The sequence below is a fragment of the Bradyrhizobium sp. 164 genome (genome assembly GCF_023073715.1).
GTDB lineage: Bacteria > Pseudomonadota > Alphaproteobacteria > Rhizobiales > Xanthobacteraceae > Bradyrhizobium.
On the sequence record NZ_JADPKA010000050.1, the window covers coordinates 161,860 to 176,484 of the forward strand.

The 14,625-nt window shown below is 64.1% G+C and carries 12 protein-coding genes; 7 read left to right on the top strand and 5 right to left on the bottom strand.

From position 1 onward, the window contains the following. Positions 1 to 95 precede the first annotated feature (95 nt). Complete coding sequence (locus IVB01_RS18060) at positions 96 to 1,793, top strand: GMC oxidoreductase (protein ID WP_247276933.1); 1,698 nt, start codon at positions 96 to 98, stop codon at positions 1,791 to 1,793. Between the two features lie 271 nt (positions 1,794 to 2,064). Further along, positions 2,065 to 2,658: a hypothetical protein gene (locus IVB01_RS18065; RefSeq protein ID WP_247276934.1), complete on the top strand. Its 594-nt coding sequence runs from the start codon at positions 2,065 to 2,067 to the stop codon at positions 2,656 to 2,658. A 101-nt stretch (positions 2,659 to 2,759) separates the two neighbouring features. Here IVB01_RS18065 and IVB01_RS18070 read toward each other — a convergent pair whose 3' ends face one another. From IVB01_RS18070 to IVB01_RS18085, 4 genes are all read right to left on the bottom strand, one after another. Beyond that, positions 2,760 to 4,235, bottom strand: coding sequence for an FAD-binding oxidoreductase (locus tag IVB01_RS18070; RefSeq protein WP_247276935.1), 1,476 nt, complete (start codon positions 4,233 to 4,235; stop codon positions 2,760 to 2,762). A 211-nt stretch (positions 4,236 to 4,446) separates the two neighbouring features. Further along, positions 4,447 to 5,742: an MFS transporter gene (locus IVB01_RS18075; RefSeq protein ID WP_247276936.1), complete on the bottom strand. Its 1,296-nt coding sequence runs from the start codon at positions 5,740 to 5,742 to the stop codon at positions 4,447 to 4,449. Between the two features lie 110 nt (positions 5,743 to 5,852). Continuing rightward, positions 5,853 to 7,049: an acetyl-CoA C-acyltransferase gene (locus IVB01_RS18080; RefSeq protein ID WP_247276937.1), complete on the bottom strand. Its 1,197-nt coding sequence runs from the start codon at positions 7,047 to 7,049 to the stop codon at positions 5,853 to 5,855. A gap of 362 nt (positions 7,050 to 7,411) precedes the next feature. Beyond that, positions 7,412 to 8,182 (bottom strand): enoyl-CoA hydratase, encoded by a 771-nt coding sequence (locus IVB01_RS18085; RefSeq protein ID WP_247494717.1) that lies wholly within the window; start codon positions 8,180 to 8,182, stop codon positions 7,412 to 7,414. A 152-nt stretch (positions 8,183 to 8,334) separates the two neighbouring features. Here IVB01_RS18085 and IVB01_RS18090 point away from each other — a divergent pair, with 152 nt between their 5' ends. Together IVB01_RS18090 and IVB01_RS18095 are read left to right on the top strand one after the other, a co-directional pair. Continuing rightward, positions 8,335 to 8,874, top strand: a complete 540-nt coding sequence (locus IVB01_RS18090) for a PaaI family thioesterase (RefSeq protein ID WP_247276939.1) — start codon at positions 8,335 to 8,337, stop codon at positions 8,872 to 8,874. Positions 8,875 to 8,933: 59 nt separating this feature from the next. Further along, on the top strand, positions 8,934 to 9,560 hold the full coding sequence (locus IVB01_RS18095) for a TetR/AcrR family transcriptional regulator (RefSeq protein WP_247276940.1): 627 nt from the start codon (positions 8,934 to 8,936) through the stop codon (positions 9,558 to 9,560). A gap of 163 nt (positions 9,561 to 9,723) precedes the next feature. On the opposite strand, the gene IVB01_RS18100 is transcribed toward IVB01_RS18095, so the two are convergent. After that, entirely contained in the window at positions 9,724 to 10,632 is a 909-nt protein-coding gene (locus IVB01_RS18100) for a LysR family transcriptional regulator (protein ID WP_247276941.1), read from the bottom strand. Positions 10,633 to 10,755: 123 nt separating this feature from the next. On the opposite strand from IVB01_RS18100, the gene IVB01_RS18105 reads away from it, so the two are divergent. The 3 genes from IVB01_RS18105 (at position 10,756) to IVB01_RS18115 (ending at position 14,613) form a co-directional block, all read left to right on the top strand. Next, positions 10,756 to 12,252 carry a CoA-acylating methylmalonate-semialdehyde dehydrogenase gene (locus IVB01_RS18105; RefSeq protein WP_247276942.1) on the top strand — a complete coding sequence of 499 codons (1,497 nt, stop codon included), beginning with the start codon at positions 10,756 to 10,758 and terminating at the stop codon, positions 12,250 to 12,252. A gap of 151 nt (positions 12,253 to 12,403) precedes the next feature. Next, on the top strand, positions 12,404 to 13,549 hold the full coding sequence (locus IVB01_RS18110; RefSeq protein ID WP_247276943.1) for an isobutyryl-CoA dehydrogenase: 1,146 nt from the start codon (positions 12,404 to 12,406) through the stop codon (positions 13,547 to 13,549). Beyond that, entirely contained in the window at positions 13,546 to 14,613 is a 1,068-nt protein-coding gene (locus IVB01_RS18115) for an enoyl-CoA hydratase/isomerase family protein (RefSeq protein WP_247276944.1), read from the top strand. Before IVB01_RS18110 ends, IVB01_RS18115 begins: the two co-directional genes overlap by 4 nt. The last annotated feature ends 12 nt before the right edge of the window (positions 14,614 to 14,625 follow it).

Sequence of the window (14,625 nt, forward strand, 5' to 3'; positions counted from 1 at the left end):
CGACTGCGCGACAATCTTGTCGCGGCAGCCATGGCGTGACCTCAAAACAAGAACGCGCTACGCTTCCCCGGCAAAAACGAGAGGACGCGCCAATCGTGTATGACTTCATTATCGTGGGCGGCGGCTCGGCGGGGTCCGTGCTGGCCCACCGGCTCTCCGCAAGAAACGCCAGCAAGGTCCTGCTGTGCGAAGCCGGACAGGACACACCACCCGGCAACGAGCCGGCCGAGATCAGGGACAGCTATCCGGGCACTGCGTATTTCGATCCGCGCTTCCACTGGACCGAACTCAAGGTCACGACGCAAGTTGTCAGCCACAACAATCCGAACGAGGAACGTCCTCCTTTACGCAAATACGAGCAGGCGCGCGTGCTCGGCGGCGGCTCGTCGATCAATGGTCAGATGGCCAATCGCGGCGCGCCGACCGATTACGACGAATGGCAGGCGCGGGGCGCCGAGGGCTGGAGCTGGAACGACGTGCTGCCCTTCTTCAAGAAAGTCGAGCGGGACCTCGATTTCGACGGACCGTACCACGGCAAGGACGGCAGGATCCCGGTCCGCCGTATCCCGAGGGAGCACTGGACGCGGCATTCACAGGCCTTCGCCGCGGCCTTCCAGCAGGCCGGCCATCAGTTCGTGCCGGACCAGAACGGCGAGTTCGTCGACGGCTATTTCCCGGTGACGCATTCGAACCAAACCGAGCAGCGCGTTTCGGCCGCGATGGGCTATCTCGATCGCGACACCCGTAAACGCGCCAACCTCACGATCTCCACCAACACGCAGGTTCGGGAGCTGCTGTTCGAGGGCACGCAATGCGTCGGCGTGAAAGCTGTGATCGATGGACGGGAGCAAGAATTTCGCGGTCGCGAGATCATTCTCTCCAGCGGCGCCATCCATTCGCCAGCGCATCTCTTGCGCGCCGGCATCGGCCCGGTCGGTCACCTCAAGGATCTGGGCATTCCCGTGCTGATGGGGCTGCAAGGCGTCGGCCAGCGCCTGATGGATCATCCCTCGATCTCGCTGTCGTCCTTCGTTCGCCGCGGCGCGCGCATGAACGAGCACACCAGGCGCCACATGCAGCTTGGGCTGCGATATTCCTCCGGGCTGCCGGGCGTGCCGAAAGGCGACATGTTCGTCGTCGTCATCAGCAAATCGGCCTGGCACGCGGTCGGCGCGCAGATCGGCTCGCTCCTTACCTTCGTCAACAAGACCTATTCCGAGACCGGGCAGGTCAAGCTTACCTCGCGCGATCCCTCAGCGGAGCCGATCGTCGAGTTCAATTTGTTGTCCGACCGGCGCGACCTCGATCGCCTCATGAGCGGTTTCCGCAAGATGGCGGCGGTGCAGATGAGCGAAGTCGTCAGGAAGGTGACCGACAAGCCGTTCCCGGCCGCCTACACCGACCGCGTCCGCAAGATCGGCGTGGTCAATACCAAAAACAGAATTCTCACCACGATCGCCGCGGCTCTGATGGACGGCCCGGCGGCGCTGCGTCACTACATGATCGACAATTTCGTGGTCGAGGGTTTTACCTTCGATCAGGTGATGAACGACCACGAGGCGCTGGAAGCTTTCGTGCGCAAGGCGACCATCGGCGTGTGGCATGCCTCGTGCTCATGCCGCATGGGCCGGGACGACGATCCGATGGCAGTGGTCGACAACCAGGGCCACGTCAAGGGCGTGCAGGGCCTGCGCGTCGTCGACGCGTCGATCTTCCCGGTGGTGCCATGCGCCAACACCAATTTTCCGGTATTAATGACCGCGGAGAAGATCGCGGCGGCGATGATGCAGTGAGCGGCAGGGTGCGCACCGGACGTTGGCCAATCAAGTGCCTCCGCAACGCTCCAGTTGCGGACGGGACTTGGTTGCATGCCGCAAGCTTGACTTGCTGGGCGGGCATTCGTGCGCTGCGAGTTAATCATCTCAGCCGCTACGTGTAGGCGACGACGATTGCAGGTTGTGTCGCGCAATCCAGCCATTTTTGGCCGCTCTTTAGGCCCATTTCAGCCAAACTGTTATTGGTTTCTCGTTGTCCGGGGCAGGGTCTCTCATTTGGAGTCCTGCAATGTTCAAGCGAGTATTTTCTGCGTGCGTCTTCGTTGTTCTAGGTTCTGTCGCTTCGGAAGCCCGGCCTTATCGCATTCATCAAGCCACTGAATGCAATGTCACCATGCCCTGCGACTTCTCGTATTCGAGAACGCGAAACGAGCGGACTTCCAGGTCCTCACTGATTTCCAGATCTTCACTCAATTCCAGGTCTTCTCTACAAGCCTACCGCTCGACGCAACTGACAGTGACTGATGCAGGGGGCGCCGCCACGCCGGCGACCGTCTCCGGTGTATCCGGCGCGCGCGTTATCGGTGGCCGTCCGGCCGGTTGCCCTTCGTCCTTCTGCGGCTGCGGCGCGGCTCTGCGCGTGTTCGGCCGTATCGTGCCGGAATTGAATCTTGCGGCCAATTGGCTGCGCTTTCGGCGGACATCACCCGCACCAGGAATGGTTGCTGCACGACGAGGACACGTTTTCGTCCTGGAGCAGCACCTCGGGGGCGACGTCTGGATGGCCTATGACGCCAACTCGGGCGGGCGCGCGACGCGAATCCATGCGCGTTCATTGCGAGGGTATACGATCGTCAACCCGCGCGGCGGTTCGATGGCTTGAGGACGGCGGACACTATACTCTCGACAAGACCATGGACAGGTCGCGCCACCTTTGCGACCCGCCCATGCTGGACCATTGATTGGCGCCGGGCGCAGCGTCGATCACAGCCGCAGCACCTTGCCGGGATTCATGATGTTCTGCGGATCGAGCGCGCGCTTGATGGTGCGCATGATGTCGAGCTCGGTCTTCGAGCGATAGTGACTGAGCTCGTCGAGCTTGTCGATGCCTATGCCGTGCTCCGCCGAGATCGAGCCCCCCATGGAGGTGATGAGATCGTTCACGGCCCGCGTGATGACGCCCTTGTATTGGGTCAGCGTCTGCTGATCCATGCCGAGCGGCCCCATGAATGAAAAATGCAGATTGCCGTCGCCGATATGTCCGAGCGGATAGGGGCGGATGGTGGGGAGAATGCCGAGCACGGCCTTGAGTCCCAGATCGATGAACTCGGGAATCCTGGAGATCGCAACGGATACGTCGTAGCTCAGTCCCGGTCCCTCGGCCCGGGAGGCCTCGGCGACACCCTCGCGGATGCGCCACATTTTGCGCGACTGGCTGACCGTGTGTGCGATCGCTGCATCGCGCACGCGACCGGCCTCGAGCTGATCGGCGAGAAACTGCTCCATCTTCTCGGACATGCCCTCGGTGCCGTCCCGGCGTGGGCGTGCGGATGACCATTCGAGCAGGAGGTACCATGACGTATCTGCCTTGAGCGGATCCTGAGTGCCGGGGATATGGCGCAGCACCATGTCTATGGCGGAGCGGCTCATCAGCTCGCAGGAGCCGACATTGTCTTCGGAGGCGCTGTGGGCTTCGGACAGGATTTCCAGAGCCGCGCGCGGATCGCGCACCGCCAGCCAGGCGGTGCAGACGTCCTTCGGGGCAGGCCATAGCTTGAGAACGGCCTTGGTGATGATCCCCAGCGTGCCTTCGGCACCCATGAACAGGTGCTTGAGATCGTAGCCGGTGTTGTCCTTCTTGAGCGCGCGCAATCCGTCCCAGACCTCGCCATTGGGCAGCACGACTTCGAGCCCCAGCACGAGATTACGGGCGTTGCCATAGCGCAGCACCTGCACGCCGCCGGCGTTGGTCGACAGATTGCCACCGATCATGCACGAGCCCTGGGCACCGAGGCTGAGCGGCAGGAACCTGTCGTGTGCGCTTGCTGTCTCCTGAAGCGTCTGCAGCACGCAGCCGGCCTCGACCGTCATCGAATAGCCGACCGGATCGACCTCCAGAATGCGGTTCATGCGGCCGAGCGACAACACGATGCCGGTGTGCGCAGGCCAGGGCGTCGCCCCGCCCATCAGACCGGTGTTGCCGCCTTGCGGCACGATCGCGACGCCGTGCTCGTGGCAAAGCCGGACCACCCTGGAGACCTCCTCGGTGCTGCCGGGACGAACGATGGCACCGGCTCCGCCGACCAGCAATCCGCGCCAATCGGTCACGAACGGTTGCTTGCCGTGCTCGTCCTCGATGAGACCTTTTTGGCCCACGATCGCGCGCAACGCATCGCGCATTTCGGTGGTCAAAGGAGTGGCTGGAATGTCGGGTGGGGACGACGGGAAGGCAGCCGGCATGTGTTTCCTCTGGTGCATCTTTGGTGTGCACTGTGCACGTGACGTGCTGGGGTATTGTCCACGTTTGTGCCCGGGAGTCTAATGGGAATATAGCTCAAATTCCGCGGGGGCTCGGCGTCACTGCCAGCGCCGCGAAGCCGCGAGTCGCCTTTTACGGCGCGGCGTCTCGCCTCGGCAATGCCGCGGTGTTCGGCTTCATCACGATGAGGTACTAGGCCGTCGCCGCTTGCGGGTTCGACCTGGGTTGCCGCGACAGTGCCAGCACGATGACCGAAGCGAACACACACAGCGCGCCAGCGACGAAGAAGGCGGGCAAGTAGCTCTCATAGACGGTGCGCGACAGGCCAGCGCCGAAGGCGGCGGTGCCGGCGCCGAGTTGATGGCCGGCAAAGATCCAGCCGAACACGAGGTTGGCGCGCTCGGGCCCGAACTTCTGCGCGGTGAGCCGTACGGTCGGCGGAACCGTGGCGATCCAGTCGAGCCCGTAGAACATCGCGAACATCGATAAGCCGTAGAACGAGAAATCGCTGAAGGGCAGGAAGATCAGCGACAGCCCGCGCAGGCCGTAATACCAGAACAAGAGCCAGCGATTGTCGTAGCGGTCTGACAGCCAGCCCGACATGATGGTGCCGAAGAAATCGAAGATGCCCATTGCCGCAAGCAGGCTTGCCGCCTGCACCTGCGGGATGCCGAAATCGAGGCACATCGGGATCAGGTGCACCTGGACGAGACCATTGGTTGAGGCGCCGCAGACGAAGAAGGTCGCAAACAGGATCCAGAACGCAGTCGACTTCGAGGCGTCGCGCAGCGTGCCGAGCGCAACGCCGGTGATCGAGCCGTGACTGGCCGGCGGAGCGGGCAGCGGCGCGGTCCCTGCGTCGCCGAATGGGCGCAGGCCGACATCGCTCGGCCGGTCACGCATCGCGAGCAGGACTGCCAGCGCCGAGACGCCGAGCATGATGCAGACGAAGCCGAGTGCGAGGCGCCAGCCGAACCGTTCGGTGAGGCTTGCGAGCAGCGGCAGGAATACGAGCTGACCCGTGGCGACGCTCGCCGTCATGATGCCGACGACGAGGCCGCGTCTTGCTGCGAACCAGCGCGTGGCGATGGTGGCGCCCAAAACCAAGGCGGTCATGCCGGTGCCGATGCCGATCACCACGCCCCAGAGGGCGACGAGCTGCCAGACCTCGGTCATGCCGAGCGAGAGCACGAGCGCCGAGACGACGATCAGCTGGGCGGCGAGCGTGACGTTGCGCAGGCCGTAGCGGTTGAGCAGGGCAGCGGCGAATGGTGCCATCAGCCCGAACAGGATGAAGCGGATCGACAGCGCGGAGGAGATCTCGGCCGTGCTCCAACCGAACTCGTTTTGCAGGGGAACGATGAAAACGCCGGGCGCACCGACCGTGCCGGCGCTGATCAGCGCGGCGAGGAAGGTTACGCCGACCATCACCCAGCCGTAGTGAATGTTGCGGCGGGAAAGTGCTGCCGCGAGCCAGTTCGAGATCATTGGGCCTCAATGTTGACGGGCGGTCGCAAGAGACCGGCGTCAGTTCGAGGATGGCACGGACGGCTTCTGTCGCAAATGACAGAGTTCCCTCGTTTTCAGACTTTCTTGCGTCAGTGCCCCAGCCGCTCTACCGCAATCGCCGTGGCCTCGCCGCCGCCGATGCAGAGCGCCGCGACGCCGCGCTTGAGGTTCTGCGCCTCCAGCGCATGAAGCAGCGTCACGATCAGCCGCGCGCCGGTCGCGCCGATGGGATGGCCAAGCGCGCAGGCGCCGCCATTGGTGTTGAGCTTGTCGCGGGGAATGCCGAGATCGCGCTGCGCCGCCATCGCAACGACGGCGAAGGCCTCATTGATCTCGAACAGATCGACATCGCTTGCGCTCCAACCGACCTTGTCGAGCAGCTTGCGGATCGCCGGGATCGGCGCCGTGGTGAACCATTGCGGCTCCTGGCTGTGGGTGGCATGGCCCTTGATCTCGGCCAGAACCGGCAGGCCGCTCCGATCGGCGAGCGAGCGCTTGGTCAGCACGAGCGCGGCAGCGCCGTCGGCGTTCGCGGAGGAGGCCGCCGGCGTGATGGTACCGTTGGCGCGGAACGCCGGCTTCAAGCCGGGGATTTTGGCGGGATCGACCTTCAGCGGATGCTCGTCGTTGGCGATGACGCGGGGACCCGCTTTCTCGGTGAGCGTGACCGGCGCGATCTCGGCCTTGAACGCGCCGCCTTCGACCGCCTTGCGCGCGCGACTGAGTGTCTCCATCGCATAGGCGTCCTGGTCCTTGCGCGTGAACTGATAGGCTTCCGCAGTCGCCTCGCCGAAATCGCCCATGGAGCGGCCGGTCTCGTAGGCGTCCTCCAGCCCGTCCATCATCATGTGGTCGATGATGCGGTCATGGCCGGCGCGGTAGCCGCCGCGCGCCTTGGCCAAAAGATACGGCGCGTTGCTCATGCTCTCCATGCCGCCGGAGACGACGATCTCGGCCGAGCCGGCGCGGATGATGTCGTGCGCCAGCATGGTCGCCTTCATGCCGGAGCCGCAGACCTTGTTGACGGTGGTCGCACCCGTGGCGTCGGGGAGACCTGCTGCACGCGCGGCCTGGCGCGCCGGAGCCTGGCCCTGACCGGCTGGCAGCACGCAGCCCATGAACACCTCGTCGACCTTCTCAGGCGCGAGTTTTGCGCGCTCCAACGCCGCGCCGATTACGTGCGATCCGAGCTTGTGCGCGGGGAGCGGCGACAATTCGCCCATGAAGCGGCCGAGCGGGGTGCGGGCGGCGGAGACGATGACGACGGGATCGGCAGCTTCGGCCATGACGAACTCCCTGCGGGGATAAGTAAGATTATGCTCATCATATGATGCGGCGCAAAAAATGCAACCGCGCCAGGGATGAGAAAATGTCGTCGTTCGGATGAGATTTAGTCGTTCGATTCGAGGAGGTGCTTCTTCGAGGCACATTGTCATCACCCGCGAAGGCGGGTGATCCAGTATTCCAGAGGCCGTCGTGGGATACGGAGAAGCCGCGGCGTCCTGGATGCCCGGTCCCGGCTCCGCCAAGGCTACGCCGGGCCGTCAGGGTGCTCGGCCGCCGAAGCTTTAGCGAAGGCGGCAAGCCGGGGCATGACACGTTTGGCGTGGCGGCGACTTACTAATCAGAGACGATTGCGGCGACAGCCCTATCGCCTCCGGTTCACGAACGCCTGCATCAGCCGCGTCGGCTCGTCCGTCAGGAACGACTCGCCGAACACCTTGACACTGAGATTGACCGACTCCGTCAGCGGCAATTCCTCCCATTGCCGCAGCAGCGCCTTTTGCGATCGCAGCGCCTCGGGGCCGCATGCGAGCAACGCCTGCACGACGCGCTCGACCTCGGCATCCAGCCCGCCTTGCGGCGCAACCTTGTCGACCAATCCCCACGCGAGCGCCGTCGGCGCGTCGATGTTCTCCGCCGTCATCACCAGCCAGCGCGCGCGGGCCCAGCCGACCAGGCGCGGCAGCAGCGCGGCATGAATCACCGAGGGGATGCCGACGCGCACCTCCGGCATGCCGAAATGCGCATCATGGGCGGCGATGCGGAAGTCGCAGGCGGCGGCAACCTCGAGGCCGCCGCCGAGGCACCAGCCGGGCATGCGCGCGATCACGGGAGCCGGGAAGGCGCGCACCGCCTCGCAGAGATCGCGCAGGCGGCTGATGAAGGCTTCGGCCGATCTTTGGTCGAGTTTCGCCATCTCCTTGATGTCCGCGCCGCCGATCATGCTCTTTTCGCTCTCGCCGCGCAGCACCACGACGCGGATTGCGTGGTCGGTGGCAAGCCGCTGCAAGCCTTCGCGCATGGCGTCGGTCACGGGCGAGCCGAGGATGTTGAGCGGGCCGGCGTTGCAGATCGCGACATGGACGACGCCGCGCGCATCACGCGTCACGCCGCAATGGTGGTTGAGCATTTCCATGTGGCATCTCGAGGTTTGGTGGACAGGCGCAGGGCGCACCGGGTCGAGGTCACTTCCGGGCCGAAACGCCCGGCTTGTCAAGCGGGCGGTGGGCGGAGTTGCCAGGGCGAAGTCCGCCACATAGTATGATGTAAATCATACAAGAGGCGGTCATGACCCAATCCGACCATCTTGACCTGTTTTCGCCCGACCAGCGGCGCGAGCGCGTGGTGGATTGGCAGATGCCTGCACCGGTTGCGAAGGTGGCGATGGGTCTGTCGGGCGTGGACGCCATGCTGGGCATTCGTGACGGCCGCCTGCCGCCGCCGCCCTTCGCAAAACTCATCGGCTTCACCATGGCCGTGGTTGAGCCGGGCCGGATCGTCATGGAACTGGAGCCGCGTGAAGATCTCGAAAATACTGTCGGCCTCTTGCACGGCGCAACCGCTGCGGCGCTGCTGGATACAGCCATGGGGTGCGCGATCTCGACCCGGCTGGAGGCCGGGCAGGGCTCCGTGACCCTCGATCTGAAGCTGACCTTCCTGCGTCCGCTCTCGGTCCGTTCAGGCCTGATCTCGGCCGAAGGCAAGGTGATCAAGCTGGGGCGCCAGACCAGCTACGCTGAAGGTTTCGTTCGTGACGGCAAGGGCGCGCTGGCGGTGCATGCAACCGCAACCTTTTCCATGATCGGCAACAATCTAACTGCGATTTAATGCGCCGTTCGCGACGTTCGCGTGTTATGAGATGATTTCCGACATTCAATGAGATCCGCATGCGCTATTCCCGGGAACACAAGCAGGAAACCCACGACCGCATCGTGAAGAAGGCCTCGGTGCGACTGCGCGAAAAAGGTGCCCACGGCATCGGCGTCGCCGATCTCATGAAGGAGGCAGGCCTGACCCACGGCGGCTTCTACGCGCATTTCGATTCCCGCGAGGCGCTGGTGATCGAGTCCTTCGCCTACGCCATGGATCGCTCGATGGAGCATTGGCGCAAGCTCACGAGCGAGGCTGCGCCGGAGAAGCGTTTGGCACTGATCGCGGATAGCTATCTCTGCGCGCTGCATCGCGACAATCCAGGCCATGGCTGCTCGATCCCCTCACTCGGCGCCGAGATCGCCCGCGAGAGCCCGAAGACGCGGAAGGCGTTTGCCGGCAAGCTCGACGAGATGATCGAGATGATGACCGATTATATCCCGAACATGCCGCGCAAGGCCGCACGAAAACAGGCGATTGCGACGCTCGCCACGATGGCCGGCACCATGCTGCTGGCGCGCATCGCCGGCTCGAGCGAATTGTCCGACGAGGTGCTGAAGGCGGGCCGGGACAGCGCGCTTGAGGGCGCGCGGCGTGAGCCGAAGGCCGCGGCCGCGAAGAAGGCGCGCGAGAAGCAGAACTAGTGCCAGCTACACCCCCTCGGGACCTCATCCTGAGGAGACCGCCAACCGGTCGTCTCGAAGGATGGCCGCGGGTGAGATACGGGCCTGCATGGTTCGAGACGGCACTTCGCGCCTCCTCACCATGAGGAGCTGGCAGTTGTGCTTCGGACCCGACTAATCGACGTTACCGCCCCGCAAACAGCGCTCGCTCGCGCTCCACGATCTCGCTGATGTAATCTGCGACGGCCCTGATCCGCGCGAGGTCCTTGCTGTCGGCGTGCATCAACATCCAGAACGTCCGCGTGATCGAGATTTCTTCGGGCAGTACGGCTTCGAGCTGCGGGTAGTCGCTTGCCATGAAGTGCGGCAGCACCGCGATTCCGAAGCCTGAGAGCGTTGCATTGAGCTGCGCGATCAGATTGGCGCTGCGGAAACGTGCGGAGATCTTCGGCGACACCTGCGGCAGATAGTCGAGTTCCGGCGTGAACAGCAGCTCTTCGATGTACCCGACGAAACGGTGCTGCGGCAGGTCCTGGCGCGACGTGATCTCTGGGAAACGTTCGAGATAGCCAGGCGCGGCATAGAGCCCGAGGCGGTAGTCGAGGAGCTTGCGGCCGACGATGCGGCCTTCCTTCGGCATGGTCAGGCTGATGGCGATGTCGGCCTCGCGTTTGGAGAGGCTGAACAGCCGAGCGGTGGCCACAAGTTGCAGGTCCAGATCGGGATAACGGTCCGCAAAGGGCGCCAGCCGCGGTGCCAGAAAGGCAGTGCCAAAACCATCGGGCGCGCCGATCCGCACGGTGCCGGTCAGCCGTGCGACCGAGCCGCCGACCTGCTCCTGATTGGCGACGATGGTCGATTCCATCGCTTCCGCACTGTCGGCGACGCGCTGGCCGGCCTCGGTGAGGAGATAGCCGGTCTTGCGCCGGTCAAACAATTTTGCCGAGAGATGCTTCTCCAGCCGGTCGACGCGGCGAATCACCGTGGCATGATCGACCCCGAGCTGTTTTGCCGCAGCCGACACCGAGCCGCCCCGCACGATGGCCAGCACGAAGCGAAAGTCGTCCCAATCGATAGCGCCTTGATCCAGCATTTTCGCACATCTATGGTGCAATATCTCAGACTTGAATCCTATAAAATGCAGGTCGATAGGATTTGTCAAAGCGATCAGGCTCGACTTCCAGCGATCAGGCTCGACTTCCAAGGAGATCATTCCATGCGTTCAATCGGACATTTCATCGGCGGCAAGGAGGTCAAGGGTACCTCGGGCCGCACCGCCGACGTTTTCGAACCGATGACCGGTGACGTCCAGGCCAAGGTCGCGTTGGCGTCCAACGCCGAGGTTCGCGCCGCCGTCGAGAACGCGCGCGCCGCACAGCCGGAGTGGGCCGCGACAAATCCCCAGCGCCGCGGCCGCGTCATGATGAAATTCCTGGAGCTGATCCAGCGCGACTACGACAAGCTCGCCGAGCTGCTCGCGCGCGAGCACGGCAAGACCGTGCCCGACGCCAAGGGCGACATCCAGCGTGGCCTCGAGGTCGTCGAGTTCGCTTGCGGCATCCCGCATTTGATGAAGGGCGAATACACCGAAGGCGCCGGCCCCGGCATCGACATCTATTCGATGCGCCAGCCACTCGGTGTCGTCGCCGGCATAACCCCGTTCAACTTCCCGGCGATGATCCCGATGTGGAAGTTCGCCCCCGCGATCGCCTGCGGCAACGCCTTCATCCTCAAGCCGTCGGAGCGCGATCCCGGCGTGCCGATGAAGCTTGCCCAGTTGATGATCGAGGCCGGCCTGCCCGCTGGCATCCTCAACGTCGTCAACGGCGACAAGGAGGCGGTCGACGCCATCCTCGACGATCCCGACATCAAGGCCGTCGGCTTCGTCGGCTCGACGCCGATCGCGCAGTACATCTATGAGCGTGCCGCGCAAACCGGCAAGCGCTGCCAGTGCTTTGGCGGCGCCAAGAACCACGCGATCGTGATGCCGGATGCGGACATGGACCAGGCCGTCGACGCGCTGATCGGCGCCGGCTACGGTTCGGCCGGCGAGCGCTGCATGGCCGTCTCCGTCGCCGTCCCGGTCGGCAAGTCGACTGCTGACCGCCTGATGGAGAAGCTGATCCCGCGCGTCGAGAGCCTCAAGATCGGCACCTCGATCGATCCCTCGGCCGATTACGGTCCGCTGGTTACGCGCGAGGCGGTCGAGAAGGTCAAGAGCTACATCGACATCGGCATCAAGGAAGGTGCGACGCTCGCCGTCGACGGCCGCGGCTTCAAGATGCAGGGCTACGAGAACGGGTTCTATCTCGGTGGTTCGCTGTTCGACAACGTCACCAAGGACATGCGGATCTACAAGGAAGAGATCTTCGGCCCCGTGCTCTCGGTCGTGCGCGCGCACGACTACAAGGAAGCACTGGCGCTGCCGTCCGATCATGACTATGGCAACGGCGTTGCCATCTTCACCCGCGACGGCGACGCCGCGCGCGACTTCGCGGCTAAGGTCAATGTCGGCATGGTCGGCATCAACGTGCCGATCCCGGTGCCGATCGCCTATTACACCTTCGGCGGCTGGAAGAAGTCGGGCTTCGGCGATCTCAACCAGCACGGCCCGGATTCGGTCCGCTTCTACACCAAGACCAAGACGGTGACCTCGCGCTGGCCGTCCGGCGTCAAGGAAGGTGCGGAGTTCTCGATCCCGCTGATGAAGTAGGGCTGTAGCCCAGTCGTCATTGCGAGGAGCGTAGCGACGAAGCAAATCCAGCGGAGACAGGCTGGATTGCTTCGCGGAGCCTGTCATCGGGCCGCGCTTCCCGCGGACCCGTTGGCTCGCAACGACGGTGGAGCAAAGGGTAGGCGACGTCATGCAGTTCGCTCTGAACGAGGATCAGATCGCAATTCGCGACATGGCGTTGGTGTTCGCGGCGGAGAAGATCGCGCCGCAGGCGCTGCGCTGGGACGAGGAGAAGCATTTCCCCGTCGACGTGATGCGCGAGGCCGCCACGCTCGGCATGGGCGGCATCTACATCCGTGACGACGTCGGCGGCTCCGCCATGACGCGGTTCGATGCGGCGCTGATCTTCGAGGCGCTGGCGACGGGCTGCCCGACCACCTCGGCCTTCATCTCCATCCACAACATGGCGTCCTGGATGATCGATGCCTATGGCAGCGACACCCAGCGCCACACATGGCTGCCAAAACTCTGCACCATGGAGCTGATCGCGAGCTATTGCCTGACCGAGCCGGGCGCCGGCTCGGACGCAGCGGCGCTGCGCACCCGTGCCGTGCGCGACGGCGACCACTACGTGCTCAACGGCCAGAAGCAGTTCATCTCCGGCGCCGGCGGCACCGACCTCCTGGTCGCGATGGTCAGGACCGGTGGCGATGGTCCCGGAGGCATCTCGACCCTCGTCATCGACGGCAAGACGCCGGGCGTCTCGTTCGGCGCCAATGAGCGCAAGATGGGCTGGAACGCGCAGCCGACCCGCGCCGTGATGTTCGAGAATGCCCGCGTGCCGGTCGCCAACCGCCTCAGCGAGGAGGGCGCCGGCTTCAAGATCGCGATGGCCGGCCTCGATGGTGGCCGCCTCAACATCACCGCGTGCTCGCTCGGTGGTGCGCAAATAGCGCTCGAAAAGGCGCGCAGCTACATGAAGGAGCGCAAGGCCTTTGGAAAACGCCTCGACGAGTTCCAGGCATTGCAATTCCGCCTCGCCGACATGGCGATCGAGCTCGAGGCCGCCCGCACCTTTTTGTGGCGCGCAGCCGCGGCGCTGGATCGCAAGGATCCTGATGCCACCATGCTCTGCGCCATGGCGAAACGCTTCGGCACCGACGTCGGCTTCGAGGTCGCCAACCATGCGCTCCAGCTTCACGGCGGCTATGGCTACTTAAGCGAATACGGCATCGAGAAGATCGTGCGCGATCTCCGCGTGCACCAGATCCTCGAAGGCACCAATGAAATCATGCGGCTCATCGTGGCGCGCAAGCTGATCGAGGGCGCACCATGAGTGGCGTGGAAGAGGGCGACCTGATCGCCCGTGTCGAGGGCGCAGTCGGCGTGATCCGCCTCAACCGCCCGAAGGCGCTCAATGCCGTGACGCTGGAGATGTTTCGCGACATCGACAAGGCGCTCGACCGCTTCGAGGCCGATGCGGCCGTCGCTGTGATCCTGCTGGAAGGCGCCGGCGAGCGTGGGCTGTGCGCCGGCGGCGACATCCGCACACTCTGGGAAAGCTCGAAGGTCAACGGTGACCTCGGCAAGATCCTGTGGCGCGAGGAGTACATCCTCAATGCCCGGATCAAGAAGTTCCCAAAGCCGTATGTCGCCTTCATGGACGGCATCGTGATGGGCGGCGGCGTCGGTTTGTCAGCCCATGCCAGCCATCGTGTCGTTACGGATCGCACGAAGCTGGCAATGCCGGAAGTCGGTCTCGGCTTCTTCCCCGATGTCGGCGGCACCTATCTGTTGTCGCATTCGCCGGGCGAGATCGGCACCTATTTCGGGCTGACCGGCCAGACCATGAACGGGCCGGACGCGATCCATGCGAAGTTCGCCGATTGGGTCGTGCCGGCGGTGAAGTTGCCGGAGCTGCGCAACGTCCTGACGAAGCTGCGCCCCGATGCGACTGCGGCCGAGGTCAGCATGATCATCAACAGCTTTGCGACCGGCGAGACAGCAGGACCAGTATCTGCGAAGGAGCCGATCATCGACCCGCTGTTCGGCTTCGACCGCATGGAAGATATTGTTGCGGCGCTCAAGCGCGACGGCTCAGAGTTTGCGCTCGCCACGTTGAAGACGCTCGGCGAAAAATCGCCACGCGGCATGGTGGTGACGCTGAAGCTCTTGCGGCTCGCACGCATGGCGTCCAGCCTGGAAGAGTGTCTCGTGCGCGAATATCGCGCCGCCCTGGAGGTATTTCGCAGCGACGATTTCCGCGAGGGCGTGCGCGCCGCCGTGATCGACAAGGACCGCAATCCGACCTGGTCGCCGCCGCGGATCGAGGATGTGACGCCGCAGATGCTGGCACCATATTTCGCCGAAATCGGCGCCGACGAGCTGAAGTTCAACTAGAATATTGAAGCG

Bases quoted from the DNA above. Each gene is read 5' to 3' on its own strand.
- IVB01_RS18065 (WP_247276934.1), top strand. From the start codon at position 2,065: ATGTTCAAGCGAGTATTTTCTGCGTGCGTCTTCGTTGTTCTAGGTTCT.
- IVB01_RS18070 (WP_247276935.1), bottom strand. From the start codon at position 4,235: ATGCCGGCTGCCTTCCCGTCGTCCCCACCCGACATTCCAGCCACTCCT.
- IVB01_RS18075 (WP_247276936.1), bottom strand. From the start codon at position 5,742: ATGATCTCGAACTGGCTCGCGGCAGCACTTTCCCGCCGCAACATTCAC.
- IVB01_RS18080 (WP_247276937.1), bottom strand. From the start codon at position 7,049: ATGGCCGAAGCTGCCGATCCCGTCGTCATCGTCTCCGCCGCCCGCACC.
- IVB01_RS18085 (WP_247494717.1), bottom strand. From the start codon at position 8,182: ATGGAAATGCTCAACCACCATTGCGGCGTGACGCGTGATGCGCGCGGC.
- IVB01_RS18090 (WP_247276939.1), top strand. From the start codon at position 8,335: ATGACCCAATCCGACCATCTTGACCTGTTTTCGCCCGACCAGCGGCGC.
- IVB01_RS18095 (WP_247276940.1), top strand. From the start codon at position 8,934: ATGCGCTATTCCCGGGAACACAAGCAGGAAACCCACGACCGCATCGTG.
- IVB01_RS18100 (WP_247276941.1), bottom strand. From the start codon at position 10,632: ATGCTGGATCAAGGCGCTATCGATTGGGACGACTTTCGCTTCGTGCTG.
- IVB01_RS18105 (WP_247276942.1), top strand. From the start codon at position 10,756: ATGCGTTCAATCGGACATTTCATCGGCGGCAAGGAGGTCAAGGGTACC.
- IVB01_RS18110 (WP_247276943.1), top strand. From the start codon at position 12,404: ATGCAGTTCGCTCTGAACGAGGATCAGATCGCAATTCGCGACATGGCG.
- IVB01_RS18115 (WP_247276944.1), top strand. From the start codon at position 13,546: ATGAGTGGCGTGGAAGAGGGCGACCTGATCGCCCGTGTCGAGGGCGCA.